We start from the raw sequence: 26829 nt of genomic DNA, 5'->3' as shown, positions 1-26829 counted from the left end.
CCTGTCAGTTGCGGGGCCCGTAGGCGATGAAGTGGAAGGCGTTGTCGACAAAGCTGCCTTCCGACGGCGGCGTGACGTCGCGGGCGACCAGCGTGAAGCCGCCGGGGCCGACGTTGCGCACGGTGCCGGCCTGGTCGTCGTTGGCCGAGTCGACCAGGCTGGCGACGACCACCGGCGTCGCGGTAAAGGCCGGCGAAAAGCTCACCGTATAGTGGCCGGTGCTGGTGCGCGTGGCGCTCCACCCGGTGCCGGCGGAGCCGCCGCCGGCGCTGGCCTGCCCTGCCACGATGCGCATCTCGGCCACGCCGCCCACCGCGAAGTAGTCGCCGTTGTCGCCGAGCCGGATCGCGCCGCGCACTTCCAGCGTGCTGGCGGGCGCGGCGGTGCCCAGGCCCATGCGCCCGGCCGGGGTCACGGTCAGCTTGTCGCCGTTGCTCCACAGCCGCGCATTTCCGCCGCTGGCGTACCAGACCCAGCGCTCGCCGTTGCCCGGGTTGGCGATAAAGGCGCCGGTCTCGCGGTTCTCGAACGACAGCCCGGCACCGCCGCCGCCGCTGTGGATCTCGTTGCCGAGCACGTGCAGCGTGCGCGACGGTGTCAGCGTGCCGATGCCGACGCTGCCGCCGAACAGCGCCAGGTCGGGCGAGTTGCTGCGCGCCTGGCCGACCCAGCTGGAGAACTGCGCGGCGGCCTCGTTGCCGTTGCCGACCTGCTGGAACTGGACCCGCGGCGGATCGTCGAGGTCGCTCAGCACCAGCAGCGGTGCCAGCTGCGGGCCGTACTGGAACCAGGCCTGGCCGGCATCGGGCGCGCCGCTGCTGCCCATCTGCAGCCACTTGCCGTTGCCCACCGCGTTGCCCTGCGGCGACGGCACCTGCTGGATGTCGAGCCGCGCGCCCGGCGCCAGCGTGCCGATGCCGACATTGCCGCTGGCCGCCTCGATGAACAGGTTGCTCAGCGTGGGATCGTCCTGGGTCACGTTGAGGCCGTTCTTGGCCGGCCCCAGGTTGACCTGCCACGCCAGCGCGCCGCCGGTGCCTTCCAGCCCGACCAGGCCGCCGTTGGCGGCGAGCGCGCGCACCGTCAGCGGCAGCGCCAGCGCCTTGTCGGTGCTGCCGATGCCGACCCGGCCGTCGTGCTGGATCGCCACGCCGGCGGTATAGCTGAAGCCGACCGCGCAGGGGTCGGTGCCGGTCGGCGTGGCGGCGCCGAGGGTGAGACGGGTCGGGCCGGCGGTGCCTTGCGGCTGGCCCAGCAGCACCCGCAGGTCGACCCCGTCGACGGCACTGGGCGCGGCGCGCTGCAGCGCGGTGACGGTGCCCTGTGCCAGGTAGTCGGTGCCGCCGGCATCGACCCACTCGGCGCGCGTGCCGTAGTAGCGCAGGTGGCCGCGCGCGCGCGTGTCGGCGTCGAGCCAGACCGGTTCGCGGAAGTGCGGCGTGTCGGGGTCGCTGGCGCAGAACACCAGGTCGGCGGCCGTGGGCTGGTCGGCTTCGCACAGTTGCTCCACCGGCGTGCCGCCCGCGCGCGGGATCCAGCGCCCGCGCAGCCGCAGCAGGCCGCCGGTGCCGTGCAGCGCCTCGCCGATCCAGCCGGCATGCCGGCGGAACAGGCGCGACTGGGTGGCGCTGGCCGGCGTCGGCTGCTGCAGCGCGCCGCCCTGCCACAGCACGCGCCCGACCGGGATCAGCCACAGGCTGGGATCGTCAGCGCCGGGAAAGCGCTGCGCCGGCACCGAACCATCCGGCGCGATGGGCTGCAGCGGCAGCAGCGCGCCCGGCGCCTCGCGCGCGTCGCCGTAGCTGTCGTCGCCCAGCGCCACGCCGCTCTGGCGGGTCTCGATGGTCTTGCGCTCGCCGACCTCGACCAGGAAGGACTCGACCACGCGGGCATAGGCATCGGTGGCGCCGCAGACCTCGAAGCCGGGACGCACGCCCTGGCCCGCGGCCTCGTCATAGCGGATCCACACGTTCACCAGGCCGGCGGGCTGCCCGGCGAACAGGCCGGCGTCGAGGGGGAAGGGCTCGGCCACCACGATGGCGCGGCCATAGCCGTCGGTGGCCAGCCCCGGCGTCAGGTAAGCCTCGACCGTGCCCTGCGGCGAGTCCTGGTAGACCAGCTCGATGCCGGAGGCGATGCCCCAGCTGTGGCTGCCCAGGTGGTGGCGCGCCAGCAGCGTGCTGAAGTAGCGCAGCAGCGCCTGCAGGTCCTCGGCGCCGAGGTACTGGCCCTCGAAGAAGCGCGGCCGCTCGGCAAATTCGGTGGTCATGGCGCATTCCTCCTAGCCGGGTTTGCGGCCGCCGCGCTTGGTGGCCGGCTTGGGCGCGGGCCTGGCCTCAGCCTTGAGCCGCTCGATTTCGGCGGCCTGCGCCTTGAGGCTGTCGCGCAGTGCGTCCATGTCGGTCCGCAGGGCGGCCATGGCGTCGGGCGTGGCCGTGTCCGGCGCCGCACCGGTGAAGGCCGTGGCGCGCAGCGACAGGCCCAGTGCGGCATCCAGCATCGGCGCCAGCGCGGCGCTCACGGCCGGCCGCATCAGCTGGTTGGCGATGACGAACTGGGGCAGGTTCGCGCTCTCCGCGGCCGACAATCTGTCCCGCTCGTTGCCGGCGCCGCCGGGCAGCATCATGCTCTCGGCCAGCGTGCTGAACTCCAGTGTCTTGCCAGTGCGCGCCAGCGCGGCGCGCAGCAGCCCGGTGGCGCCGGCGATGCGTTCGGGTTCGGCCACGGCCGGGTTCAGCAGGTCGTTGGCGCGCTGGTAGGCGGCATTGGCCAGCTTGATGTCGGCGTTGCCGCCGTTGCCACCGTTCCCGTTCCCGTTCCCGGCCGCGTTGTCGGGTGCCACGTTCGACGCCACATCGGGCGGTATCTCCGCGCGCATCGCGAAGAGCCCGGGCTGTGCGCCCGGCACGTTGTCCTGCTGGGGGATGTCGGCCAGGATGCCGCCGATATCGAAGCAGCACAGGTTCTCCAGCAGCTGCCGCAGCTGCTTGCCGAACGGCAGGATCCCGAGCCAGTACTGCAGCGACGGGAAGGTGGTGGCGAACTTGCGGTGCACGGTCCAGTTGCACACGCGCAGCACGCGGCAGGACTGGGCGCCGCAGCCGCCGGCGATATGCAGCGACGCCAGCGGCACGCGCACCTCGCGCGTGGGCGCCGGGCACGGCGGCAGCAGCGCCGAGCAGAAGCAGGCGAGCATGGCGTCGAGCCAGACGATCATCAGCAGCACCGCCGCCAGGTAGATCGCGCCCGCATTGGCGAGCGTGCCCGCGGCGGGGTAGGGGATGGCATTGAACTGCGCCATCAGGTCGCAGTTGTAGCTGCCGTGGCTGGCGAAATAGCGCCGCAGCTGCATGCGCGCGGCGCCGAGCCACTGGTACCACGCCTGCGCCTCGGCGGCGGTGGCGGGAACCTTGAGCGCGCCGGGCAGCTTGGGCATCTGCGTGACCAGCAGCTCGACGCAGCAGCGGAAGCGCTGCATCAGTTCGGAGTCGGGGTTGAAGGCCTGGTTGTTGCCCTGATTGCCGCCAGCCGCGCCGCCGACGGTGCTGTCGGTGGTGCCGACCGGGTCGGGGGCCTTGTCGGGCGGCTTGCGGTAGACCTCGAAGGCAAAGCCCTCGCAGATCACGGTGGGCTCGCACTGCACCGGCGCGCCGCGCGGTTTGGCCAGCGTGGCGCCGTTGCCGCCGCCGCCGTTGCAGCCACATTTCATGCCGCCGCAGGCCCCGCCGCATCCGCACTTGCCGCCATTGCCGCCACAGGCGCAGCTGTTGGCGGTGCAGTCCGGCGCCGGGCGCAGCGGCTTGACCCCGCGCGCCGGCGCTTCGGCGTAGCGGATCGCCAGGATCCATTCCTCTTCGCCGGCGTCGCACTGCTGCGGCGGCGGATGCTGCATCGGCTCGCACTGCTGCCAGCGGTGCTCGGCATCCTTGCAGCGCCGGATCAGCTCGCACACATCGACGCTGACCGCCTCGCACACCACGATGTCGTCGCCGCAGGGGCTGAGCGCGTAGCCGCAGCCGACCGCGACGCCATCGCCGCACGGGTTGCAGGTGACTTCGAGCCCGTTGACCACGCCCCAGCCGTGCAACTGCCGGTTGTGCAGCCGGTGCTTGCCGCGGATATAGCCGTCGAGCCGGTTGAGGTCGTCGGCGGTCAGCACCTGGCCGGCGAAGAAGCGCGGCCGGCACAGGCATTCCAGCATGCCGCAGGTGCCGCACACGCAGGGTTCCGGCGGGCAGGCGGTGGGGCTCTGGCCCTGGCGCTTGCGATAGAGGTCGTTCACGGTGTTCATCGCCTGGTGCTCCCTATCCTCGTTCTACGGTGAACCAGCTTTCGAAGGTGCCGCCCTCGATGCCGTCGCCGCTGACGCGCTCGTCCTGCGGCTGCAGCCACTCCGGCACCTTGCCGGGCTGCGGCGGACCGGGCGGCGACGGCGGGACCAGCTTGGGGATGTGGTCGGCGTCGAGCGCGCGCAGCTGCCTGGTGTCGTGGTGCAGCCCGCGGATAAAGTCGCCGTTGACCAGCAGCCGCAGCTTGGCCGGCTTGCCCTGCATGGTCTCGACCAGCTTCGGCAGGATCAGCTGGCCGATGCGCACCGCGGTGGCCATGCCGTTGGCGTCGATGCCGGGGTCGAACTGGGTCTGCGCATCGCAGTCGCGCTCCAGCCGGCCGGGTTCCAGGTCTTCGCGCGACAGCGGCAGGTCGCACCAGCAGCGCAGCGGCAGCTCGACCAGGCGCTCGTCGTGCTGCACCTGCAGGTGGATGGCGTCGGCATGCAGGTCGACGGCCATCACCGGCGTGTCGAACGCCACCACCAGTCCCTTGGCGATGGCGTCGAAGGGGATGCGCTCGGCATGCTTCCAGTTGATGTCGCAGATATGCGGCAGGGCCCAGTCCAGGCCGTCGCCGGGCTTGCCTGGCTCGCCCTGTTCGCCGGGGTCGCCTTTGTCACCCTTGTCACCTTTATCCCCTTTGTCGCCCTTGTCACCCTTGTCACCCTTGTCACCCTTGTCACCCTTGTCACCCTTTTGCCCCGGCAGCCCGGGATCGCCCTGCTCACCCTTGGCGCTGGTGCCGCCGCAGCAGTGCTCCAGCATGCAGCGCACCGCCAGCGCCAGGTCGGCTACGCTGGGCACGGTCGCGCGCCAGGTCAGCATGTCGATCCGGGCGATGTTGGCGGCCGCGTCGGCGAGCGGATCGGTGGGCGGCACGGTCGGGTCTTCGAGCCTGCGCGACGGGCGGTATCGGGCGATCGTGGCCAGCGTCACGCAGTCCGGCGCGGGGCAGGCCGGGCAGGGATGCGGATCGAGGAAGTCCTCGCAATGGGTGGTTTCGATGGCGGCGATCGCGGCGCCGTCGTCATAGACCGCCCACAGGCGCTCGCCGGCCATTGCCAGCGCGTCGCCGCCCGGGCCGATCTCCAGCGCGTTGGACAGCAGCGCCGGCTGGCCCTGTTGCATGCGGCGCAGGTCGACCGCGACGATGCGGCTGTTGCCGGCGGCGGGCTGCATCAGCACGTAGCCGAAGCGGCCGGTGGGTTCGGCCACCAGCGCCACGGGCGGCGCGGGCAGCGGGTCCTGGTGCAGCAGCGTGCCGTCGGGTCTGGACAGCGCGATGCGCTGGCCGGACTGGTCGGTCCAGGCGAGCAGGTCGAGGGCATCGGTCTTGACCGCGGCCAGCGCGCTGACGCTGGTGCCGGACAGGCCGAGCGCAACCGGTGTCAGCGCAGCCGCCGTCAGGTCCACCGACTGCATCGCGCCGTTGGCCTGCGCCAGGGTCAGCGTCTTGCTGTCGCTGCCGAGCGCCCAGGCGGTCGCGGCAAAGCCGCTCAGCGTGGCGTCGAGCACGGCCGTCAGCGTGCCCGGCGCGACATCGACGCTGAACAGCAGGCTGTCGCCGCCGCTGACCACCAGCGCCGCCATGCGGTTCGCGCCGATGGCCATCACCCAGGCCTGCGTGGCGCCGGCCGTGCCGGTCAGGTCGAGCGTCGCGTCCTCGGCGCCGGCGAAGGCGCCGGCGGATGTGGTGTCCAGCAGCGCCAGCCGCGCCGGGTCGGCCGCGGTGGCGCCGGCGACCAGCGCCACCAGCCGCGTGCCGTCGCCGTTCGCGGCGATGCCGAAGACCGCGGTGGCGAAGTTGTGCGTGGCGATATACGCCTGGTTCGACAGCCACAACTGCTGCACGGTGCCGCCGCCACCGGCCAGGTCCGCCGCCAGGTAGGCGCGCTGGCTGCCCTCGTGCAGCGCCACCGCGCGCGCGCCGTCCAGCGTGACGCTGGCCTGCCACGCCAGCGTGGGCGGCTGCGGTTGCGCCGGCGGCACCGCCGGCAGTTCCGGATCGACCAGCACGTCGAATTCGTAGCTCTCCAGGATGCGGTTGGGCGCGCAGCGGGTATCGTCGCAACCGCATTCGTCGTACAGCACCGGCACTTCCTCGGTGGGGCACTCGCGGTAGCGCAGGCACAGCAGCAGCAGGTGGTCCGCGCCGTCGGGCTGCTCGATCAGCGCGCGCACGGCGGGGAAGCAGGTGATGTCGAGGGTTTCCTCGTCGATCACCAGGATCTCGTTGCCGCAGCAGTCGAGCGCCGCGCCGGGCCTGACCACCACGTAGCGGTCGCGGCAGGCCGGGTTCTGGTGCGCCACCACCTCCAGCCCGCAGATCACGCCGGTGCCGTGCAGCCGCGCGTGGTGGCGCCGGAATTTCTCCACCATATAGGCCTGCTCGACATCGAAGTCCGGCACGTCCATCAGCTTGCCGAAGAAGTAATGGTTGCGCAGCGGGGTCTGCACCTCGCAGACCGGGCAGGGTGCGTCGCAGCAGCCAGTCGGGGTATGCATTGCGTTGCCCATGGTTGAGACCTCTCGTCGTTCGTCCGCTGTGGTGGCCAGCTACGGCAGCCGTTACTGCATGGTGGTGTCCATCCCGACGCGCCGCGTGCCGACGCGCAAGGCGCGCGCGCCGCCGTCGCGGTCCGTGCCGCCCAGCACGGTCGCGCGCCCGAGTTTCATCGCATCCAGCGTGACCGGCGCGGCCCGGTAGCCGATCACGGCATCGAGCCCCAGCATCGCCTGCACGCCGATACGGAAGCGCGGCGCCACCGGCACCAGCGTGGCCTGCACGTGCGCCGGCACGTCGGCCTTGAGCAGCTGCGCCAGCGCGCGTGCCAGCGCCGGCTCCCGCACGCAGGCCGCGGGCACGAACACCGACAGCTTGTGCGCGTAGACATGGAAGGGATCGCGCCACGGGTCCTGCGCGGTCTTGAGCTGAGTCACGCCGATACGCGCGCTTTCGTCCGCGCTTTTGTCCGGCCTGGCGGCGCCGTGGCGGCCGGCATGGGTGGCGCCGACGCAGGGCTCGCAGTCATCGCCGCCGGCACTGGCAGGCAGCGGGCAGCCCGGCATCGCCGCCGGCGGCGCGCCCGCGCCCAGCCGGCTGCGGTTGACGATGCGCTCGCCCCACAGGCGCGCGTTGTCGGACAGCCGGCCGAACCCCAGGAACAGCCAGCGCCGCAGGATGTAGTGCTCCAGCAGCAGCCGCGGCGGGCGCCAGCGGAAGCGTTCGGGAATGGCGGTGGCGCACGGCACGCAGGCGGCAGCGTCGGCGCTGTAGCCGCACCAGCGCTGCAGCCCGAGAAACAGGTAGAGCGTGTGCGTCAGCCCGCGCGGCGTGCCGCGCCAGGCAAACGCACGCGCCGCATGCCGGATGAACGCGCGCTGGCGCGCCAGCGGCAGCGCCGACAGGCCGCTGCCCAGCCCGAGCCAGCCGGCCAGGAAGCCGAGGAAGTCCTGGCGCCCGCCGGCAGGGGCCGAGAGCGGGTCGAACAGGCGCGCCTGCCCGTCGATCCGGCTTTCGATGTCGCGGAACTGGCGGTCGAACAGCGCCAGCCAGCGGTCCGTGAACTCGGCGCTGACCGGCTCGGCGCCGAAGATCGCCGGCAGGTAGCGGCGCCAGCTGATGCGCGGGAAATCGATCGCCAGGCAGGCCAGCGACGGCGTCGCCGTGCCGTTGCCGTCCAGCCGCAGGCGCAGCCACAGGAAGCGGCCGGGGCGGGCGCGCAGCATGTAGTCGACGCCGTCGAAGGCGGTGGTGCCGTCCGGCTCGGGATGCAGCGCCAGCGCGGGCTGCCAGTCGCCGCTGTCGAACAGGTCCGCGGGTTGCAGCGCGGTTTCGGCCGTGAGCACATCGATGGCGAGCCGCGTGTGCGCGGGCAGGCTGGCGCCGAGCACGATGCGGTCCCACACGCAGTCCGAGATGCCGCTGTCGAGCGCCTGCGAGTGCCACGTGCCGGTCGCGGGCCAGGCATCGGGGGGAGCGTCGGGCGGATCTTCCAGCAGCGTGCCGGACGGGTCGAACACGCACGGCGCGGCGCACGGCGGGCTGCACAGCGCGGACAGGTCGACCGAGCCATCGGCATGCACTGTCAGCGGCAGCGGCGCGAAGGCGCCGGCGAGGTCGGCCGGGCGCTGCGGCGGATCCAGCCGCCTGCGCGTGGCCGGGTCGTAGCACACCACCGCTTCGGCGCCCTCCGCGGCGACCAGCAGCCTGCCGTCGCAGGTGGCGGCCAGCGCGGCGACGGCGCCAAAGCCGTCATGGCGCTCCAGCACGCAGCCGGACGCGGCGAAGCGCAGCAGCAGCCCGTGCATGCGGTCGCCGACCCAGATGTCGCCATTGGGCGCGACGGCCAGTGCCGCCGGCTGCCAGTCGTCGAGCCGGCTGCCGGCGTCGCACGGCGGCGTGGCCAGCGGCGCGCGCCACACGCCGCGCGCGGCGCCGGTGGCGGCGTTGAGCACGACCACGCGGCGTGCCGCGGGATCGGCGAGGTAGAGGCGCCCGCAGCGCGCGGCCAGCGTGGCGGGGCCCGCCGGCAGCCGCGGGTCCTGCGGGCGCAGGCAGAAGGTGTCGGTGAACGCGCAGGCACAGGGGTCGAAGCGCAGCAGGCGGCGACCCCTGGCATCGAACAGCAGCAATGCCTGCTGGCAGGGCCCGAGCGAAGCGAGCGCCAGGTGCCGCGGCAGCGCCAGCCCGCCGAAGCTGCCGCTGGCTTCCCACAGCGTGCGGCCGGAGCCGGGCAGCGGCAGCAGCGCCAGCGCGCCGCATTCCCCCAGCGGGCCGATGGTGGCGGCGGGCACGGCTGGCGGCTTGCCGGGCAGCGCCTGCCAGCCGAGTCGCCCGTTGAGCACCAGCGTCAGCGGATCATGCGGCGGGCGCGGCACGGGCGGCAGGTAGGGCGCGTGGGATGCCGGCCCCGCCTGTGCGGTGCCGCCGGGCAGGGTGCAGGGCTGGTTCATGCATCCACCTCGCTGGTCTCATAGCGCACGCTCAGCGCCAGCGCGTCGTCGGCCAGCCGCAGCAGCGCGCCGCCGCCGACCGGGACATTGGCGCAGGCCGGGTAGTCGGTGTCGTCGAGCCGGAACAGCAGGTCGTCGACGCTGGCCACGCCGGGCAGCAGCAGCCGCTGCACCACGCGCGAATAGTGGATGTCGCCGCCGAACGGCCAGCCGCTGCCGTCGGCATCCGGCTTGCTGTCCTCGCCGCCGACCAGCGCGTGGAAGTAGCGCCGCAGCGCCAGCAGCGCGGCCTGCCTGACCGCGGCCAGGTCGGCGTCGCCGGCCACGGTGAGCGTGGCGGACAGCCTGAGCATCCGGTAGGTCGGCGCCAGCACGTAGAGCTCGGTGGTGGCCAGGCGGCGCTGGTCGAGCTGCGCGCAGACCTCGCGCAGCAGGCCCTCGGTGGGCTGCGGCGCGGGGTCGTCCAGCGGCCGTTGCGGGTCGCTGGCCTCGGGCACCACCACCACACTGACCACGCCGGGCACTTCCACGTTGGGGAAGGCCGGATGGAACAGCGGCAGCGCCTGCGCGCGCGCCACGCCGCCGACCTGGCGCGCATGCAGCGCGAAGTCGTCGCGCGTGACGGCGCGCTCGTGGCTCTTGAGCGTGGCCGCGGCGCGTTCGCGCGCGGCGTCCAGTGTCTCCTCATCGGCGCCGCCGAAGGCCGGGAACAGGTTGCCGACGCCCTCGGTGTCGATGCCGGGCAGGCTGCCGCGCAGCGTGGTGATCACGCCCGCGCCGACATTGCCGTGCGCGCCGCCGCCCACGCGGTAGCGCCGCGCGACGATATTGGCGGGCCGGTTCGGGTTGGCCACCGGGATGCGGCCGCCGATGCCGTGGAAGCGGATCTCGCCGGTGGTGCGGTTGAGCACGTAGTGCGCATCGTCCGGGCCGGAGGCGAGGAAGTCCGCCACCTCCTGCCAGGGTTGCAGCCCGTCGCCTTCGTCGACCTCCAGCGCCAGGCTGCCGGCCAGCACCGGGTGCTGGGCGAGCTGGAACACCTGGTCGGGCATGCCGGTGCTGCGCCCGGCGATCTCGGCATCGACCGACTGCGCGGCGATCGCCGGGACCGTGTTGGTGCGCACCGCCAGCAGCCGCGGCGGGCGCTGGTAGGCGCCGCCGGCCAGCCGCGCGCGCAGCCAGTAGCGCGGCGCGGCCACCTTGCCCAGCACCGCGCGCTGCGGGCCGTTGCGGGGCGCGGCGCCGAGCAGCACATGGCCGCTGCGGGTCAGCGCGGCGGTGTCGTCGCGCAGCGTGTCGAGCGGGTACCAGTCCTTGCCGTTCCAGTATTCCCACGCCAGCGTCGCGGGCGGCGCGGTGGCCAGCGGGCTGTCGACATAGAACGGCGCGCGCGCGTCGCGGCGGGCGATCCATACCGCCAGGTCGATCGGCACGCCGGGGAATTCGAGCGGGGAGTCGAAGCCCAGCATCAGCGCATTGCCGACCCGCACCGCCGGCCCGAAGGCGAGGAAGCCGGCCTGCACCTCCGCGTTGGCGGCGCTGACGTCGGTGGTCTGCAGGCCAAGGTCGACCTGCACCGCGTCGAGCCGGGCGCTGAGCGCGACCAGCGCCTTCTCGGTCTCGAACACCACCGGCCGCTCCTCGCCCGGCACCTCGGCCGCCACCTGCGTGTGCAGCGGCACGATCAGCGTCGGTTCGGCGTAGGTGGCCTGCACCGGGAAGCTCAGCTCCGCGCGCGCCGGCCGCGCCGGCAGCAGCTCGATGCCGAGCAGCTCCAGGAACTTCAGGTAGTTCAGCTTGGGCACGCGCCCCAGCCGCGCGATCAGCAGGTCGCTCATCCAGGCCATCAGCTGCACCACCGCCATGCCGGGCTCGTTGTCGTTGACGTCGTCCCACTCCGAGGTGTAGCGCGGGATGCGCGCGCGCGCCTCGGCCACCAGGTCGGCGTAGCGCCTGTCGTCGATCACCGGGTATTCGTTCCTGAGCGGCATGATGCTGGCCCTAGACGTAGGATTCGTTGATGTAGAACGGGTACACCAGGTTGGCCAGCGCGTTGTTGGCGCGGATGCGGTAGTCGATGCGGATCAGCAGCAGGCTCGGCTGCGCGGGGTCGAAGTCGGCCGTCACGGCCAGCACGTCGATGCGCGCTTCCCACAGCGCCAGCGCCTCGCGCACCGCGTCGACCGCCTCGGTGCGCGTGGTGGGATCGTTGGGCGCGAACAGCAGGTCGTGGATGGCGCAGCCGAACGCGGGCAGCATCACGCGCTCGCCCAGCCGGGTGCCGAGGATCAGGTAGATCGACTCTTCGATGCGCTGTCCGGCACGCGCCAGCGCCAGCCTGCCGCGCGGCGTGACCGACAGCGGGAACGCCAGGCCGGTGCCGAGGAAGTCGGGTTTCATGTCAGCCTCCCAGCCCGTCGGCGACCAGCTGCAGCGCCTTGGTCAGCTCGTCGAGGGTGGTGACCACGTTCTGCAGGCTCTCGATGTCCTCGGCCGAGCCGATGGCGGGTGTCTTGATCGGGTCCACGCCGGCGATGCCCATGAACGGCTCGGCCAGCGCCAGCAGCACCAGCACCGGGTCGATTGCGGACATCATGTGCTGCGCCGAGGCATTGGCGTTGGCCTGCGCGCATTCCAGCGCCGCCATCAGCTCGCTGTTGCCCTCGGCCTGCGCCGACGAGATCTGCAGCGCCAGCCCGCCCATCACCGCCAGGATGCTCTTGAGCTGGCCGACGATGCACTTGAGCAGCTTGATGATCAGCAGCAGGATGTCGCGCACGAAGGGGATCATCACCGCCGGCGTCGGCACCGCCAGGCAGGGCAGCACGGCCTCGGCCGCCTGCAGGAACTCCGGCACCACCTTGATCAGCGTGGGCGGGTCGGGCGGGCCCAGCGCCTTGACCACGTCGATCAGCGGCTTGATCAGCTTGAGCACCTTGACCAGGCACTCGATGCTCGCCATCACCGGCGCCAGCTGCAGCACCAGCGAGAAGTTCAGCGAGCAGTCGTCCGGGATGCCCTTGGTGATGTCGACGATGCCCTTGAGCGTGCCGCCGGTGGGCAGCTGGATCTGCGCGCTGCCGGGCTTGGGCAGCGGGATGCAGACCGGCTTCTGCAGCGCCTTCTGCAGCGATTCGGGCAGCGGTACCTCGATCGGGACGTCCATGCTTGCCTCGCAATGATGGTTAGCACCTGCGTGGGAGATGTGCCGTTGCGCTTCCTGCTGGTCGTTCCCGCGCAGGCGGGAACCCAGCGTCTTGAAAGTCACTGGATTCCCGCCTGCGCGGGAATGACGGGAGCGGAATCCGGGGCGGCGCAGAGAGGAGAGGCATGGCCGGCTCGCCCTTCAGATCGGCCCGCCGGTGGGCCGCACCAGCCGGTCGTTGATGGTCACGCTGCCGACCGCGTTGAGCGCCAGCGCGCCGCGCGTGTTGATGCTGATATGCGTGTTGGTCATCACCACGGTATTGCCGTGCGCGTCCTCGATGATCAGCGCGCCCTTGTTGCCGGCGGCCGGGGTCGAGTCGACCATGCGCAGCGCATGCCCGTTGCGCGAGCGGATCATGCGCTGGCGCTCGTCGGGCGACGGCGGGCGCTGGCGCGGGTTCCACAGGAAGCCGATCACGTACGGGTGGTCCCACATGCCCTGGTCGAAGGCGAGGATCACTTCGTCATCCACCTCCGGCATGAAGAACGCGCCGCGGTCGCCGCCGGCCATCGGCGCGGCCACCGGCACCCAGCGCTGCTCGGGGCCGGACAGCCACGGGTAGGTGACCTGGATGCGCCCCAGGCGCTCCGGGTCGCGCACGGCGATCACCTTGCCGAGGACGATGCCTGCACTGCGTTCGCTGCGGTTCATGGGGTGCCTCCGGGGACGAGTTGCTGGCCGGTGTCGGGGTCTTCGCGGCGCGCCGTGAACCTGGTGACGTAGCCGCTGGCATTGATCGTGTGCGTGGTCTCGGTGACGAAGTACTCGCCCGAGAGCCGCGCGCCGATGCCTTCGATGCTGACGTGCGAGCCGGCCCGCAGCCGCGGCAGGCCGACCACGCTGGCCTGGATCTTGACCAGTTCCTGGGCGTGGCCCGTCAGGATGTCCAGCGCCAGCTGCCGCGCTTCATTGCGGGTCGAGACCGGGCGCGTCACCACGCGCTCCTCGCGCGGGTCGCATTGCCTGACGATCTCCAGCAGGCGCGGGTTGCGCCGCAGGAAACGCGGGTCTTCCAGGTCCGCGGTTTCCTCGATGGCGCGCTGGCCGGCGCGGTCCCAGCCGCGCACGGTCACCTTCTTGACCTGGTTGGCGGTGGTCAGCGTGGCCTTCAGGTCCATCAGCCCGGCGCCCCAGGCGAGCCGGTACGGGGTCGGGCCGCCCTTGGTGGACGGGCCGAAGTAGAGCCGGTCGCTGCCATCGGCGGGATCCTGCTCGATCGTCACCACGTAGCCGCGGATGCGCGCGCGCCGCCACAGGAAGTCGATGTCGTACTCGTTCTTCTGCCCGACGAAGACCAGCTGCGGCTCTTGCTCGGGATCGGTGCGGACCGGCATCGGGATGCGGCGCGCGTCCTGGCCGCTGTTGCGCCAGTCCGGATCGGTCAGGCCCTCGAAGCTCCTGGCGATGGCGCTGTCGGTGGTGTCGTGCCAGTTGCCGTCGTAGCGCTTGCGGCGCAGCCGGTGCAGCCGGTTCAGGCCGCGCACCGCCAGCGTGTGCGGGCCGCCGGCGGAGAAGGTCGGCTCCATCGTGGTGAAGTTGCCGGTCAGCATCTCGACCAGCTCGCTGCCGTAGCCCATCCTGATGCGGACCACCTTGGCGCAGGGCTCGAACAGCGTCTCCCGCTCATGCAGGGTGGCGTCGGCCGCGCTCTTGCTGTCGTCCGAGCCGATGTACTTGTAGCGGCGCCGCGCCGGGTCCCAGTTGCCGACCGTCAGCTCGAAGCCGTCGATCTGGTCGATGTTGTCGCGGTAGGTGATGTCGACAATGTCGCGCAGCACGCTGTTCTCCGGCCGCACGCCGTCAATGGTCAGCTCGAAGCGCGGCACGCGGAAGCCCCCGATGCCGGTGCGGGCCGATTCGCGCGCGAGGGTCAGGTATTCGTCGGCGTCCATGATGCGTTGGCGTCCATGGGGCAGTGCTAGCGGATCGACGGCACCGTCAGCCGCAATCCCGCCGCCAGCCGGCGCGGGTCCTCGATGCCGTTCTCGTCGGCAATGGCGCGCCATTCGCCGGCGCGCTCGTAGTAGTCGCCGGCCACCGCGCTGAGCGTTTCGCCCCGCTGCAGCACGTGGGCGTGGCTGCGGTCGGGCGAACTCGGGTTCTGCTTGCCGAGCTGCTGCTCGATCGGCCGCCACTCGCGCAGCACCAGGTTGACGGTGGCGCGCAGCGGGATGCCTTCCGGGCTGAACAGCGTGAAGCGGCTGCGCACGCTCTCGGCCACGCCGGTAAAGCTGGTGCGCCGCTGGCTGCCGCCCCAGGCCTTGCCGAGCTCGTTGCCCGGGAACTGGTCGTTCCAGATAAAGGTGACGACGGGCGGCGCGTGCAGCGCGGGGATCAGCTTGACCAGCTGGTAGTACTTGTCGGTTTCCTTCGTCACGGACTGCGCGCCGATGCCCATGCCCTTGTCGGTGCTGTCGCAGAACAGCTCCAGCGTCAGCTTCTCGGCATTGCCGCGCACGAACTGCTGCAACGGCGCGTCCAGCCCCGGAATGCCGATCTCGGCCAGCTGCACCTGCTTGTCGAACTGCAGCTCGGTGGGGTTGAACTGCACCGGGTAGGTGATGGTGTTGGCGGGCTTGGGCCCGACCTGCACCTTGAACTTGCCCTTGGCGGGGATCGTCATGGCATGGCTCCGTCAGATCCGCCCGACCCGCCGGATCCAGTCTCGCCTTCCATCCAGTCCAGGTAGCCGTTGCGGGTCGAGGTCTCGCTGGCCACCTGGCGCTGGTGGGCCAGCATCTGCTGCACCGCCGGCAGGATCGCCGCGACGATGCTGCGCACGGTCTGCTCGGACAGGCCGCCGGCGCCGTCGACGACGCGCACGCGGCTGACCACGCTTTCGATGATGACGTCGCTCAAAACAGGCTCCCGATGGCTTCGGCGGCCTCGCCGATGGCGCCGGCCAGCGCGGCCGCGCCGCCCAGCTGGTAGAGGCCTTCGTGGGTGATGGTGACGGCCTCGACCGCCACCGCGCTCTGCTGGGCATTGAGCTGCGGCCCGCTGTATTTGGTCGGCAGGCCGCGGCGGAAGCCCCACACGGTATGCGGCTGGTGGCGCGCGTCGCACAGCGTGATCAGCCCGTCCTTGCGCTTGCCGGCGCCTGCCGTGAAGGCGTAGAACCAGTCGAACAGCTCGGTGCTCTTGGTCATGCCGTGACGCAGCACGATCTCGGTATGGCGGATGCGCTTGGGGAACTTGAGCACGGTGCCGTTGAGGCCGCCTTCCATGTAGTCGTCGGTCTCCATCGTCATCTCCAGCCCGCTGCATTCGCTGAAGCCGGCCACCGGCGCCGGCATCAGCGGCGACAGCGCGATCCGCGTGACGGCCGAGCCGGTCGAGGCGGTCGAGTCGTACAGCGTGACCAGGAAGTTGAAGCCGAGCAGCGGGTCGCGGCGGGTGGCGAGGCTCATGCGAACTCCTTGCGTTCGAACAGCGAGAACACCGGCAGGTTGTCCTGCCTGCCCACGCGCAGCACGATGAACTCGGCCGGCGCCACCGGCGCGATGCCGACCAGCGCGATCAGCTGGCCGTGCTCGCGCGCGTCGGCACCGGTGGTGTCTTCGGTGGGGTCCTCCTGGCACCGCACGAAGAACGATTCCGCCGCGGTAGCGCCGGCAAACGCGCCGCGCTGCCAGAACAGCGTCAGGATGGCGATCAGCGTGGTGGCCACGGCGGCGCGCGTGGGCGCGTCGTTGGGCTCGAACACGGCCCAGCGCAGCGCGATGTCGCACGCGCGCCGGAGCGCGATCAGCATGCGCACGGTGCTGACGTAGCGCCACTCGGGTTCGTCGCTGACGGTGCGCGCGCCCAGCAGCATCGGCACGCGGCCGAACTCGGCGCGCAGCACGTTCACGCCGGCATCGTTGAGCTCGCCGTGCTGGGCATCGCTGACGGCGCTGCGCACGTCGACCACGCCCTGCACCGGCACGTTGGCCGGCGCGCGCATCACGCCCAGCGTCAGGTCGGTATTGGCGATCGCGCCGGCAACGTGCCCGCAGGCGGGCACGACCCTGACGCCGGCGACGCTGCCGGCCACCGGCGGCGCGGCGCCGTCGTCCTCGGCCACCGCCAGCCACGGTGCGTACAGCGCGGCGGCGCGGGCCGGCTGCTGTTCGACCAGCATGCGGCGCCACTCCGTCAGCGCGCGGATGCCGCGCCCGCGGCCGGTGGCGCGCGCGAACGGCGCGGACAGCACGGCAAAGCGGTCGCCGCGCGCCTCGCAGTCGGCGATCAGCGCGGTCTGCACGCGCAGGATGTCGGCCTCGGCAAAGACCGGCGGCAGCTCGGCGATGGCGCGCGGCTGGTGCACGCGGCGCGGCGGCGCGGGCGGCGGGCAGGGGCGGCAGGGGTCGGCGGTGTCAGGCGGCAGCGGCTCGTAGTCGGGGTCCGGCTGCGGCCGGATCAGGATGTCGGGCGCGGCCACCAGCGAGATCTCGTCGATCTCCGCCAGCGCCTGCAGGCCGCGCGCCTTGCGCAGGCGGGCGAAGTCGCTGTCGCGCGCCGAGTACGGCTCGCCGAGGAAATCGCCGGCAGTGAGCGCGGCCAGGCCGTCGGCGCCGGGCGCGAGCGGCAGCCGCTGGCCGGACGCAGCAGCCAGCGGCAGCGGCGGCAGCGCGGGGGCAAGGTCAGTGATCTCGACCAGTCCGGGCGGCACGGGCAGGGCGCCGGGATTCACCGCCGGCAGGCGCAGCCGCTCCGCGCCGCTGCGATAGGCCGGCGCCAGCACGGTGCCGAAGCAGCGCGGGTGCCGCGGCGACGGGTGCAGGTCGCGGTATTGCGCGGCAAAGGCGTCGCGCCGCCAGACGTCGAGCGTGTAGGCGACACGCTCGACCGTGAGCGGCTGCGCGGGATCCAGCGCGCTCCAGGTGAGCTGGTCGGCGCCGCGCTGGCGCGGATCGGGATGGACCCAATAAAGCTTGCCCGCCGCTGCGTCGATATGCACCAGCACGCGATGCGCGCTTGCCGCCGGCTGCGCCAGCCGCACCAGCTCGCCGGGCGCAAAGCCGGCCACGGCGGCCAGCCGTGCACTGGTGCTGTCGGCCGACAAGGCGCGCTGCGTCAGCGGCCGCTCGCGGCGCCACGCGATGGTCAGTTCATTGCCCCAGCTGCCCGGCGAGGTGGCCGACAAGCGCCAGCGCGGCACGCCCGCGGTGTCCGACAGCAGCACGCCGGCGCTGCGTGCGCCGCCACCGGGCGCTTCATCATCGTTGCCGCCCTCGCCAAACTGCCGTGCCGCCACGCGCACCACCCAGCAGCGCATGCCGCCGTTGTCGAAGAAGCCGCGCACCGCCCACGCCAGGTAGCCGCTGCCGAAGGGCCGCCCGAAATGCGCCTGGAACTGCCGCCACGACTCCACCGCCACCGGCGTGTCGAGCGGGCCGCGCTCGGCCAGCCCGATGAACGCCGCGATGTCGGTGCGCAGCACCACCGGTTCGGCGCCGGCGGCGTCGGTCCGTTCGATGCTGACTGCGGGCATGCCATGGTGCATGGCGGTCTCCGGCTGGTGCGCCCGCGCTCAGGGCGCGGTGCTGATGATCTCGATGGTCAGGCCTTCGTGGTGCAGCTCCATGCTTTCCACGGCCACCTGGTTGCCGGTGGCGGTCAGGCTCGGGCCTTCGATCTTGTTGATCCAGGCGTTGACGAAGTTCCAGCCCAGCACGTCGCGGTGCGCCTCGTTCATCAGGATCACGCTGCCGTTGCGGCGCTCGTTGGCGCCGTCGGCGATGCGGCGGTACCACTGCCACAGCGTGTCGTCCTGGACGTAGCCGCGCTTGAACATCAGCGGCGTGTACTTGCGCAGGCCCTGCAGCTTGCGCACGTTGTTGGTGGGGTCCTTGCCTTCGCGGTAGTCGATCGCGTCGCCGTCGGCGGTCAGGCCGCTGACCTCGCTGAACGAGGCCACGACCAGCCCGTCCAGCTCGACGCGGAAGTTGAAGACCGGGAAGGGATCGATGCGGATGTCGGTGGCAGCCATGGCCTCGCTCCTCAGCGTTCGCTCGTTGTTTGCTCATTGCTCCGCGTCGGCCGTCCACAGGCCGATGCGGATGATCACGTACTCGGCCGGCTTGACCGGCGCCACCCCGACCACCACGATCAGGCGCCCGTTGTCGATGTCGTCGCGGGTCATGGTGGTGCGGTCGCACTTGACGAAGAAGCCCTGCTCGGGCGTGGTTCCTTCCAGCGCGCCGTTGCGCCACACCGTGGTCAGGAAGTTGGTGATGCTGCGCCGCACACGCGCCCACAGCTCCTCGGCGTTGGGCTCGAACACTACCCACTGCATGCCGCGGTCGATCGAGTCCTCCAGGAAGATCAGCAGGCGGCGCACGTTCAGGTACTTGAACTCGCTCTCGGACGTGATGCAGCGCGCGCCCCATACGCGCAGGCCGCGGTTGTTGGGCCGGAAATCGCGCACCACGTTGATATTGGTCGGGTACGGGTTGAGGATGTCCTGCTCGCCCTTGCTGAAGTAGCGCGTCAGCCCGGCGATGCCGCGCACCACTTCATTGGCCGGCGCCTTGTGCACGCCACGCTCGTTGTCCACGCGCGCATAGATGCCGAGCATGTGGCCCGACGGCGGGATCGGCACCTGCCGCAGGTTGGCCAGGCTCTGCGGGAACGGGTCGGGAATGGTCAGCCACGGGTGGTAGACCGCCGCATAGCGCGAGTCGTAGCGGCTGCGCAGGTCCTGCACGTCGGCCAGCGTGTCGTTGTCGGGCGGCGGGCCGTCGAGCACCGCGAAGCGGTAGCGCATCGCCTCGCACTGGTCGATCAGCGCCTGCTGCAGCGCCGCGGTGGTCTGGCCGGGAATCGCCACCAGCGAGATGTTCTGCGGGTTCTTCAGCGCCTGCAGGCCGGTGCGCTGGTCGGGCTCGTTGCTGTCGGTGCCGGCGTACATCGCGTCGCCCATCAGCGACACGGCATCGCTGCCGCCCGACAGCGGCAGGCGCGCGGGACGCACCAGGCCGGAAGGCAGCACGTCGAGCAAGGCCTCGGGCCCGAGCCGGATCGCGGTGCGGTTGGCCATCACCGGCTCCAGGTCGAGCACGCGGATATAGTGCGACGCGCCTTCCGAGCGTCGGTCCCAGCGCCGCAACGGGTTGCCGGCGTCGTCGGCGGGCGCTCCCGGTGTGAAGGTGGCGCCGATCACGCGCTCGAAATAGCGGCTGTGGCGCGGGTCCATCGACAACTGGCGGAAGCTCTCCTGGTCCAGCAGGTTGTCGTTGCGCGTGGGCACGGCGGGGTCCGGGCGCTGGCGCAGCAGCACCGTCAGGCTCCACTCGCGCGAGCGCACGCGCGCATTGAGGCCGGCCATCAGCGCATTGCTGACCGCATTCATGTGCACCGCCTGCAGCCCCGGCGGGTCCAGCAGCACCAGCCGGCTGGCGCGGTCGACCGCGCGCGCCTTCAGCAGCGGGGCGCCGGCCACCGGCGCGCCGTCGGGTTCGAGCAGTTCCAGGATGGTGCCGGGCTCGATCCCGGTCAGCGTGGCCAGCTGCAGCGACGAGAACATGCCCGGCCCGGGCGGCGGGTTGGCGGCCAGCACACTGGCATTGGCCGCCAGGCTGCTGGCTTCGTCCGCGGCGGCGATCATCAGGCGGTCGCCCCAGCCGCCGGCGTCCAGCGCCTGCACCGCGAACAGCCGGTTGCGCTCGACCACCACCGCGCCCGCGGCGTGGCTGAAGCCGAGGCGGTCGTCCAGCTCGATCTCCCGCGGGTTGGCGTTGGCCGCGGCGCCGTCGAGGCGGTGGAAGTAGGCGATGCCGTCCGCGGTGGTGAAGCGGACCAATTCCGGCAGCACCGCGCCATAGGTGGTGCCGTCACCGACCAGCAGCTGCTCGCCGCCGGCCGCGGGCGACAGCACCAGCGTGGCCGGCTGGCGCGTGGTGTCGACCGCCACGTCCTGGCGCGCGACCTCGGCGCCGCTGGCGTGGCCCGCGCTGAGCGGATGCGCGAGCTGGACCACGCCGGCGTCGGGCGAGACGCCGCGTTCGCCCAGCACGCGCGCGATGGTCGCGTATTCCTCGTCCGGCGCCACGCCGATGCGCAGCACGTCGCCGGCATCGAGGCCGAGGCGGTTGTCCAGCGCCAGTGTCGCCGCGCCCGCGCCCGCGGCCTGGGTGGTGTGGCGCAGCGCGAAGCCGGCGGTGCTGCCCGCCGCCGGGGCCGCGGGCAGCGGCGCCTGCAGCGCGACCGCGCCCACCGTGGTGTTGACCGCGCTGATGGTGCCGGTATCGGCGCCGATGGTGATCGACATGCCGGGCGCGAGGCCGTCGACATCGTCCAGCGGGATCACGTCGGGGCGCAGCAGGGCCTGCGCGGTATTGGCGTTGCCGCCGACCGTGACGGCGGTGCCGGCGGCAGGCGCCGCCGCCAGCGCGGTCGCCAGCACCACCGCGCGCAGGTCGGGCAGCACGGTCGCGACCAGCGCGGTGTCGCCGGCATTGTCGAAGGTCATGCCGGTCTCGACGCCGTTGACGCTGTCGAGCGGCACCACGCGCGCAGTCGGATAGGCCACCACGTTGGCGGCCACGGCGCCGACCTGCACGGCGTCGCCGGCGGCCAGCGCCGGGCCCGGCAGCGGCGCGGCCAGGCGCACCAGGCCGAGGGCCGGGTTGACCGCCGCCACCACCTGGTTGCTGGCGCCGAAGGTGAAGGTCATGCCGGCGCTCATGCCGGCCACGGTATCGAGCGGCACCACCGTATTGGTCGGCAGGTCCGTGACGGTGCGCGCGTCGTCGGCCAGCGTGACCAACTGGCCGATGGTGCCGGCCGGGTAGGCGGCATAGGCGGGCACGTCCAGCGGCAGCTGCGCCAGCGTGCCGACGCGCTGCACCTCTTCCTGCGCGCTGCCGACGCCGACCACCACCAGGTTGCCCGCGGTGCTGAAGCCGGGCCCGAACAGCAGCAGGTCGCCGGCGCTGGCCGCCACCTCCAGGTTGACGTTGGCGCCTGCCGGGATGTCGAGGCCGTCGACCTGCGCGCCGCGCGCGTGCGGCAGCCGCAGCGGGGTTTCCAGCAGCACGCGCGCCTCGGTGGCGCCCAGCCCGACCACCGCGGCGGCAAACACGTACTCGGCGCCGTCGACCTGCAGCAGCTGGTGCGTCAGCGGCAGCAGGTTGGTGATCAGCGCCGCGGTGCCGCTGAGCACCAGCTCGGTGGCGCCGGCGCCGGCGTCGTCGCGCAGCGTGAAGGGGCTGAGCGTGGCCGCCACGGTGACGGCGATATCGCGCGTCGGCGCGCCGGCCGCATGCGAGAAATACAGCGGCAGCGTCAGCGAGGTATGGCTCGGCGCGGCGCCCAGCGCCTGCACCTGGCGGTAGTCGGCACGGCTGCCGTCGCCCACGCGCACCCAGTCGCCGACGCCGAAGTTGCCGGGATCGAGCACATAGAGCCGCGGCAGGTTGATGGCCGTGCCGGTGTCCTGCAGCGCCGGGCGCAGCAGCACGCTGCCGCCCATGGCGGCATTGGCCAGGTCGAGGTGGAACATGTCGCGCCGCGCGCGCTCGGCCTGTTCGGGCAGCACGCGCGTGACCCAGGCGCGCTTGCCGCCGTTGAGGAAGAAGCCCTCGACCGCATGCGGCAGGTAGCTGTGGACCCGCCCGCCCGGCCCGGTGAACGCGTCCGGCGGCAGCATGCCGCCGAACAGCCGCTGGAACTCGCCGAAGCTGGTGACCAGTTGCGGCACGTCCAGCGGGCCGCGCTCGGTCACGCCGACCAGCCCGGTGGTGCTGGTGCTGACCCCCTCGATCGGCTTGTTGCTCGCCTGGGTTTCCTCGACATAGACGCCGGGTGCGAGATATTCGGGCATGTTGGTTCCTCTATGCGGTTGCGGGACGTGCGGTTGCGTGACGGAACAGGAGCGCGGCGTGCATGCGCGTCATTCGAAAGCCACCGCCAGCACCTGCTCGGCCAGCCCGTAGTCGGGCTCGATGGTCAGCAGCAGCGGTTGCGGCGGCGCGGGATGGGTGGCGCGCAGCCGGAACAGGGCCAGCCGCGCGATCCGCGGCAGGCGGAAATAGCCGTCGGCATCGGCGGTCGTGGCGTAGTGGTCGATGCGCTGGTATTCGGGCGGATTGACGCCGTCGTCGACCTGCACCAGCGACAGCGCGGCCCACGGCGCGGCCGCGGCCAGGAACGCGCAGGCATCGCCGGCGTGCGCCGCGCGCGACAGGTTGCGCGGGTCGTGCGTGGCGGGGATGCTGGCCGGCACCACCAGCGCCTGCCGCCGGTGCAGGTGCCGGAGCGGGTGGTCGAGTTCGATCCACGCCGGCTGGTCGGCGGACAGGCTGGTATCGACGGACTGGATGCCGATCACCTCGCCGCGCGCGCCATCGTCGGCGTCGATCCGCAGCGGCATGCCGGTGGCCAGCGTGTCGCGGTTGTCGAGCCGCAGCCGGCGCGTGCCGGGCGCCGCGGGCTGCAGCAGGCGCTTGGCCTGCGGCAGGTCGTCGACCACGTCGCAGCGCGACAGCGTGGCCGTGGCATGGCCGCGATAAAAGCCGGGCATCAGCGCCATCACGTCGGCCGGCGCCATCACCGCCGCGGGCATCACGTCGGGCGGCGGGAAGGTCGGCCAGAGGCCATCGATCTCGACCGTGGCACCGGCCAGCGGGAGGTTCTGCGGCGTGCCGCGCTGCACGACGCGGCCCTTGAGCGCCACGCCCGCGCGGTGCAGGAGCACGTCGCCGTGGTCCAGCGCGGTGAAATCCTCGGGAAAGCCGGCAAACGGGCCGAGCATGCCGTCGAGGTCGAGCGGCAGGTAGCCGCGCGCGGCCACATGCATCGGCATTGCCGCGCCGGCCAGTGCAAGCCCGGGGAACAGGCTCGCGGGCCGGCCGGCCAGCCCGGCCACCCCGTCGCGCCCGATGCGCGAAGCCACGTGCAGGGCCAGGCGCAGGTCGGGGGTCTCGACGACGTCCGCGACGACGGGCCGCAACGTGATCTCGTCCACCAGCCGCGCCTGCACCAGCGCGCGCAGGCGCGCGCCCGGGGCTTGCAGCAGGTCCGGGCACAGATGCCAGGTGGCGGCGCCGGCGTGTTCGGGGCGGCAGTCCATCACGCCGGCTCCCGCAGGCTGGCGATGCCGTGCTCGGACAGCACCGAGTCCACGGGCGTGACCTGCTCCGGATCGTGGCCCGATGCGATCGGCACGATGCTCATCTCGAACGACACGCACAGCTGGTAGGGCTTGTCGAGCGCGTCCCAGACCCGCGTGATCTCTTCCAGCGAGAGCGGCTCCAGCCGCAGGAAGAACTCCAGCCCGGAGCCGGCGAGCGTGCCGGCCAGGCGCGCGCCGCTGAGGCTGGGGTCGTCGTGGAACAGCTGCAGGATCTTGCCGAGGATCAGGTGCTCCAGGTCGGTCGCGTCCTCGCGCTCGTCGGCGACCTGCGGCGTGACCAGGAAATGCAGGCGCAGCGGCAGCGGACGCCGCTCGACCCGGTCGGCGGCGCTGCGGCGCGGCGGGCGGTTGAGCGTGAATTCCTCGCGCTGGACCAGGTAGAGCCACAGCGACAGGCCCTCGCGGTCGCGCTCTTCCAGTTCCTGGGGCGTGTCCAGCGAGACGATCATGGTGCCGATCGCATCCGGCATCGGGTCGGCCGGGTCGAAGTATGGCGACAGGTCGGGGTCGTCGCGCAGCGCCTGCTCGATATGGCGGCGCAGGCTCTGGCAGGCATCGCGTATCGCTGTCTTCATCGCTCAGTCCTCGTTGCGCGGCTCGCTGTCATGGCCCGGTCCGGCGGCGCTGTACAGGCATTCGCCCGACGGCAGGCGCCTGGCCTGCAGCACGCCGTCCCGCACCAGCGCCTCCAGGGCCCGCAGCACCACCGCGGGATCGGCCTGCGACCCTGGCGGCAGCCACCAGCGGGCGATGCCGATGCAGGTGTCGGCCGCCCTCGGGTAGCGGCGCACATACCCGGCGACCTGCATCGCCACGGCGGCTGCACGGGGGTCAAGGCCTGAGACCGAGGGATCGACCATAGCGGGAGCCGTCGCGGATAGGGCTGGGTTCCCGGGCTGTTGCGCAACATCCGGGCCAGGGCTGCCAGGCCTTGTGGCAGGCGGCAGTGCGCCGGGTGCAGGCGAGGGGTGGGGCGCGATGGCCCCGGTGCCGGCAACGGAAGACGGGGAAAATCAGGGACTTGCGCGTTGGCGCCGGATGGGGGGCGCCGGTCCCGGGTGCGGCAGCGTTGCCCCGGAGGGTGCGCTCAGCGCGCGAGCTGCAGCGTCAGGATGCCCGCCAGCACCAGCGCGGTGGCGGCCAGGCGGCGCCGGTCGAACGGTTCGCGCAGCAGGAAGTGGCCGAGCAGCGCGGCGAAGATCACGCTGGATTCGCGCAGCGCCGCCAGCTTGGCCACCGGCGCCAGCGTCATCGCCCACAGCATCAGCGCATACGACCCGACGCGGTTGATGCCGCCGATCCACGCGCGCTTCCATTCGGTGCGCAGCAGCGCCACCAGTGCGGTGCCGCGGCGGCTGAAGGCATAGCCGGGCATGAATACGTGCGACATCGCCTGCAGCCAGACGATGTAGGTGAAGACCTCGCCGTGGCGCTTGACCGCGGTGCCGTCGATCACGGTGCCGCCGGCCAGGCAGGCGCCGGCGAGCAGGGCAAAGCCGAGCAGGTCGGGTGACTGGCGGCGCCAGCGCACCAGGCTGGCCAGGCCGCAGCAGATCAGCGCAATGCCGGCGTAGCCGCCGGGGCCGAGCCGCTCGCTGCCGGCGAGCAGCAGCAGGATCGCGACCATCATCGGCGCCGAGCCGCGCATCAGCGGATAGGCCTGGCTGAAATCGCCGCGGTTGTAGGCGGCCACCAGCGACAGCTTGTAGACGACTTCCAATGCGACGGTGGCCAGCAGGAAGGGCCAGACCTGTGGCGCGGGCAGGGGTACAAAAAACAGGAAGGGGATCGCCACCAGCAGGCAGAAGGTGTCGATCAATGCCATCGACGACAGGCGGTCGCCGCCGATCTTGACGATGGCGTTCCAGGAGGCGTGCATCAGCGCGGACAGCATCACGGCGGCGAAGGCGAGGCCGTGGAAGTCTGGGGGGAGGGGCATGGGGGAGGATATGTCTGAACGCGTTTAGCGAGCCCGCTTGTTTGCTCCCCTCTCCCGCAAGCGGGAGAGGGGAGCCTCCTGCAAGAGCCGGTAGTCAATCGTGACTACGCCGCCTCCGCCAACTGCGCCTGCATCTTTACCCCCATCTCCTTCAGCACCTCACCCACCGCCGTCACCACATTGCGCATCTCGTTGTCATCGATCGCCCCGATGCACCCCACGCGGAACGTCTCCACCTGCGTCAGCTTGCCCGGATACAGGATGTACCCGCGCTCGCGCACCTTGCCGTAGAAGGTCTTGAAGTCATAGCGCGCATCCGCCGGCGCATGGAAGGTGACGATGATCGGCGCCTGCACCGCCGCCGGCAGGAACGGCCGGAAGCCGAGCTCGCCCATGCCCTTGACCAGCGCCTCGCAGTTCTTGCGATAGCGCGTCCCGCGCACCGGCTGCCCGCCTTCTTCCAGGAACTGGTCCAGCGCCGCGCGGAATGCCGCCACCACATGCGTGGGCGGCGTGAAGCGCCACTGCGTGGTCTTCTGCATATAGACGTACTGGTCGTACAGGTCGAGCGCCAGCGAATGGCTGTTGCCCTGGCTGGCTTCCAGCACGTCCTTCCTGACCAGCACGAAGCCCATGCCCGGCACGCCCTCGATGCACTTGCCGGTGGCGGCCACCAGTGCGTCGAACGGCATGGTGCGCGCATCGATCCCGATCGCGCCGAACGAACTCATCGCATCGACGATCAGTCCCTTGCCCAGCCGCTGGCACAGCGCGGCGATCTCCGGCAGCGGGTTCAGCACGCCGGCGCCGGTCTCGCAATGCACCTGCGCTACATGCGTGATCGCGGGGTCGCGCGCCAGCGCCTGCTCGATCAGCGCGGCCGTGGCCGGCTGGTCTTCGGGGATCGGCAATTCCACGCTGGCGCGTCCCAGCACCTTGCAGATCTTCAGGATGCGCTGGCAGTACGCGCCGTTCTGCGGCACCAGCACCTTGCCGTCGCGGGGCACCACGTTGGCGATGGCGGCTTCCACGGAAAAAGTGCCGCTGCCCTGCATCGGCACGCACACATGGGTGCCTTCGCCGTTGACGATGCGCACGAGGTCATCGCACAGGCTGCGCGTGATGCTGTTGAAGCTGGCATCCCAGGACCCCCAGTCGCGCAGCATGGCCTGCCTGGTCGCGAGCGAGGTGGTGAGAGGGCCGGGGGTCAGAAGGATCGGGTCATTGCCGCGGATCATGTTGAGCTCCTGATTGGGAAGGAGAAGGCGTATTGGGG

At 71.9% G+C, this 26829-nt stretch carries 20 protein-coding genes; all 20 read right to left on the bottom strand.

Going from position 1 to position 26829, the window contains the following annotated elements; translation table 11 throughout:
- Positions 1–4 precede the first annotated feature (4 nt).
- The 20 genes from JTE92_RS09485 to JTE92_RS09390 all read right to left on the bottom strand — a co-directional run bounded on the left by JTE92_RS09485 (position 5) and on the right by JTE92_RS09390 (position 26791).
- Positions 5–2269 carry a hypothetical protein gene (locus tag JTE92_RS09485; protein WP_063239712.1) on the bottom strand — a complete coding sequence of 755 codons (2265 nt, stop codon included), beginning with the start codon at positions 2267–2269 and terminating at the stop codon, positions 5–7.
- Positions 2270–2281: 12 nt separating this feature from the next.
- Positions 2282–4291: a hypothetical protein gene (locus JTE92_RS09480; RefSeq protein ID WP_063239713.1), complete on the bottom strand. Its 2010-nt coding sequence runs from the start codon at positions 4289–4291 to the stop codon at positions 2282–2284.
- A 13-nt stretch (positions 4292–4304) separates the two neighbouring features.
- Positions 4305–6836, bottom strand: a complete 2532-nt coding sequence (locus JTE92_RS09475; RefSeq protein ID WP_147318602.1) for a hypothetical protein — start codon at positions 6834–6836, stop codon at positions 4305–4307.
- A gap of 63 nt (positions 6837–6899) precedes the next feature.
- The gene (locus JTE92_RS09470) at positions 6900–9287 is read right to left on the bottom strand and encodes a hypothetical protein (protein ID WP_063239714.1); all 2388 of its coding nucleotides are present in this window, start codon (positions 9285–9287) and stop codon (positions 6900–6902) included.
- A complete protein-coding gene (locus JTE92_RS09465) occupies positions 9284–11278 on the bottom strand; it encodes a putative baseplate assembly protein (RefSeq protein WP_063239715.1) in 1995 nt (664 codons plus the stop codon). The genes JTE92_RS09470 and JTE92_RS09465 overlap by 4 nt, the downstream gene beginning before the upstream one ends.
- Positions 11279–11288: 10 nt before the next feature.
- On the bottom strand, positions 11289–11687 hold the full coding sequence (locus JTE92_RS09460; RefSeq protein ID WP_029044851.1) for a GPW/gp25 family protein: 399 nt from the start codon (positions 11685–11687) through the stop codon (positions 11289–11291).
- Position 11688: 1 nt separating this feature from the next.
- Positions 11689–12453 (bottom strand): hypothetical protein, encoded by a 765-nt coding sequence (locus tag JTE92_RS09455; protein ID WP_063239716.1) that lies wholly within the window; start codon positions 12451–12453, stop codon positions 11689–11691.
- A 180-nt stretch (positions 12454–12633) separates the two neighbouring features.
- Positions 12634–13146, bottom strand: coding sequence for a phage baseplate assembly protein V (locus tag JTE92_RS09450; RefSeq protein WP_063239717.1), 513 nt, complete (start codon positions 13144–13146; stop codon positions 12634–12636).
- Complete coding sequence (locus JTE92_RS09445) at positions 13143–14387, bottom strand: phage late control D family protein (protein WP_063239718.1); 1245 nt, start codon at positions 14385–14387, stop codon at positions 13143–13145. The genes JTE92_RS09450 and JTE92_RS09445 overlap by 4 nt, the downstream gene beginning before the upstream one ends.
- 26 nt (positions 14388–14413) lie before the next feature.
- Entirely contained in the window at positions 14414–15118 is a 705-nt protein-coding gene (locus JTE92_RS09440; RefSeq protein ID WP_063239719.1) for a CIS tube protein, read from the bottom strand.
- Entirely contained in the window at positions 15115–15354 is a 240-nt protein-coding gene (locus JTE92_RS09435) for a hypothetical protein (RefSeq protein ID WP_063239720.1), read from the bottom strand. The genes JTE92_RS09440 and JTE92_RS09435 overlap by 4 nt, the downstream gene beginning before the upstream one ends.
- A complete protein-coding gene (locus JTE92_RS09430) occupies positions 15351–15905 on the bottom strand; it encodes a phage tail protein (RefSeq protein ID WP_063239721.1) in 555 nt (184 codons plus the stop codon). Before JTE92_RS09430 ends, JTE92_RS09435 begins: the two co-directional genes overlap by 4 nt.
- Positions 15902–17983 carry a phage tail sheath subtilisin-like domain-containing protein gene (locus tag JTE92_RS09425; RefSeq protein WP_063239722.1) on the bottom strand — a complete coding sequence of 694 codons (2082 nt, stop codon included), beginning with the start codon at positions 17981–17983 and terminating at the stop codon, positions 15902–15904. Before JTE92_RS09425 ends, JTE92_RS09430 begins: the two co-directional genes overlap by 4 nt.
- Before the next feature lie 27 nt (positions 17984–18010).
- Positions 18011–18469 carry a phage tail protein gene (locus tag JTE92_RS09420; protein WP_029044858.1) on the bottom strand — a complete coding sequence of 153 codons (459 nt, stop codon included), beginning with the start codon at positions 18467–18469 and terminating at the stop codon, positions 18011–18013.
- A 33-nt stretch (positions 18470–18502) separates the two neighbouring features.
- Positions 18503–22303, bottom strand: a complete 3801-nt coding sequence (locus JTE92_RS09415) for a phage tail sheath C-terminal domain-containing protein (protein WP_063239723.1) — start codon at positions 22301–22303, stop codon at positions 18503–18505.
- A gap of 69 nt (positions 22304–22372) precedes the next feature.
- Complete coding sequence (locus tag JTE92_RS09410) at positions 22373–23551, bottom strand: hypothetical protein (protein WP_063239724.1); 1179 nt, start codon at positions 23549–23551, stop codon at positions 22373–22375.
- Entirely contained in the window at positions 23551–24189 is a 639-nt protein-coding gene (locus tag JTE92_RS09405) for a Pvc16 family protein (protein WP_063239725.1), read from the bottom strand. Before JTE92_RS09405 ends, JTE92_RS09410 begins: the two co-directional genes overlap by 1 nt.
- A 3-nt stretch (positions 24190–24192) precedes the next feature.
- Entirely contained in the window at positions 24193–24429 is a 237-nt protein-coding gene (locus tag JTE92_RS09400; RefSeq protein WP_147318604.1) for a hypothetical protein, read from the bottom strand.
- 272 nt (positions 24430–24701) lie between these two features.
- Positions 24702–25553: an EamA family transporter gene (locus JTE92_RS09395; protein WP_063239727.1), complete on the bottom strand. Its 852-nt coding sequence runs from the start codon at positions 25551–25553 to the stop codon at positions 24702–24704.
- A gap of 104 nt (positions 25554–25657) precedes the next feature.
- The gene (locus JTE92_RS09390) at positions 25658–26791 is read right to left on the bottom strand and encodes a 2-aminoethylphosphonate--pyruvate transaminase (RefSeq protein ID WP_063239728.1); all 1134 of its coding nucleotides are present in this window, start codon (positions 26789–26791) and stop codon (positions 25658–25660) included.
- Positions 26792–26829 lie beyond the last annotated feature (38 nt).

Source organism: Cupriavidus oxalaticus (assembly GCF_016894385.1).
Classification (GTDB): Bacteria; Pseudomonadota; Gammaproteobacteria; order Burkholderiales; family Burkholderiaceae; genus Cupriavidus; species Cupriavidus oxalaticus.
This window is presented reverse-complemented; position numbering and strand designations above follow the sequence as displayed.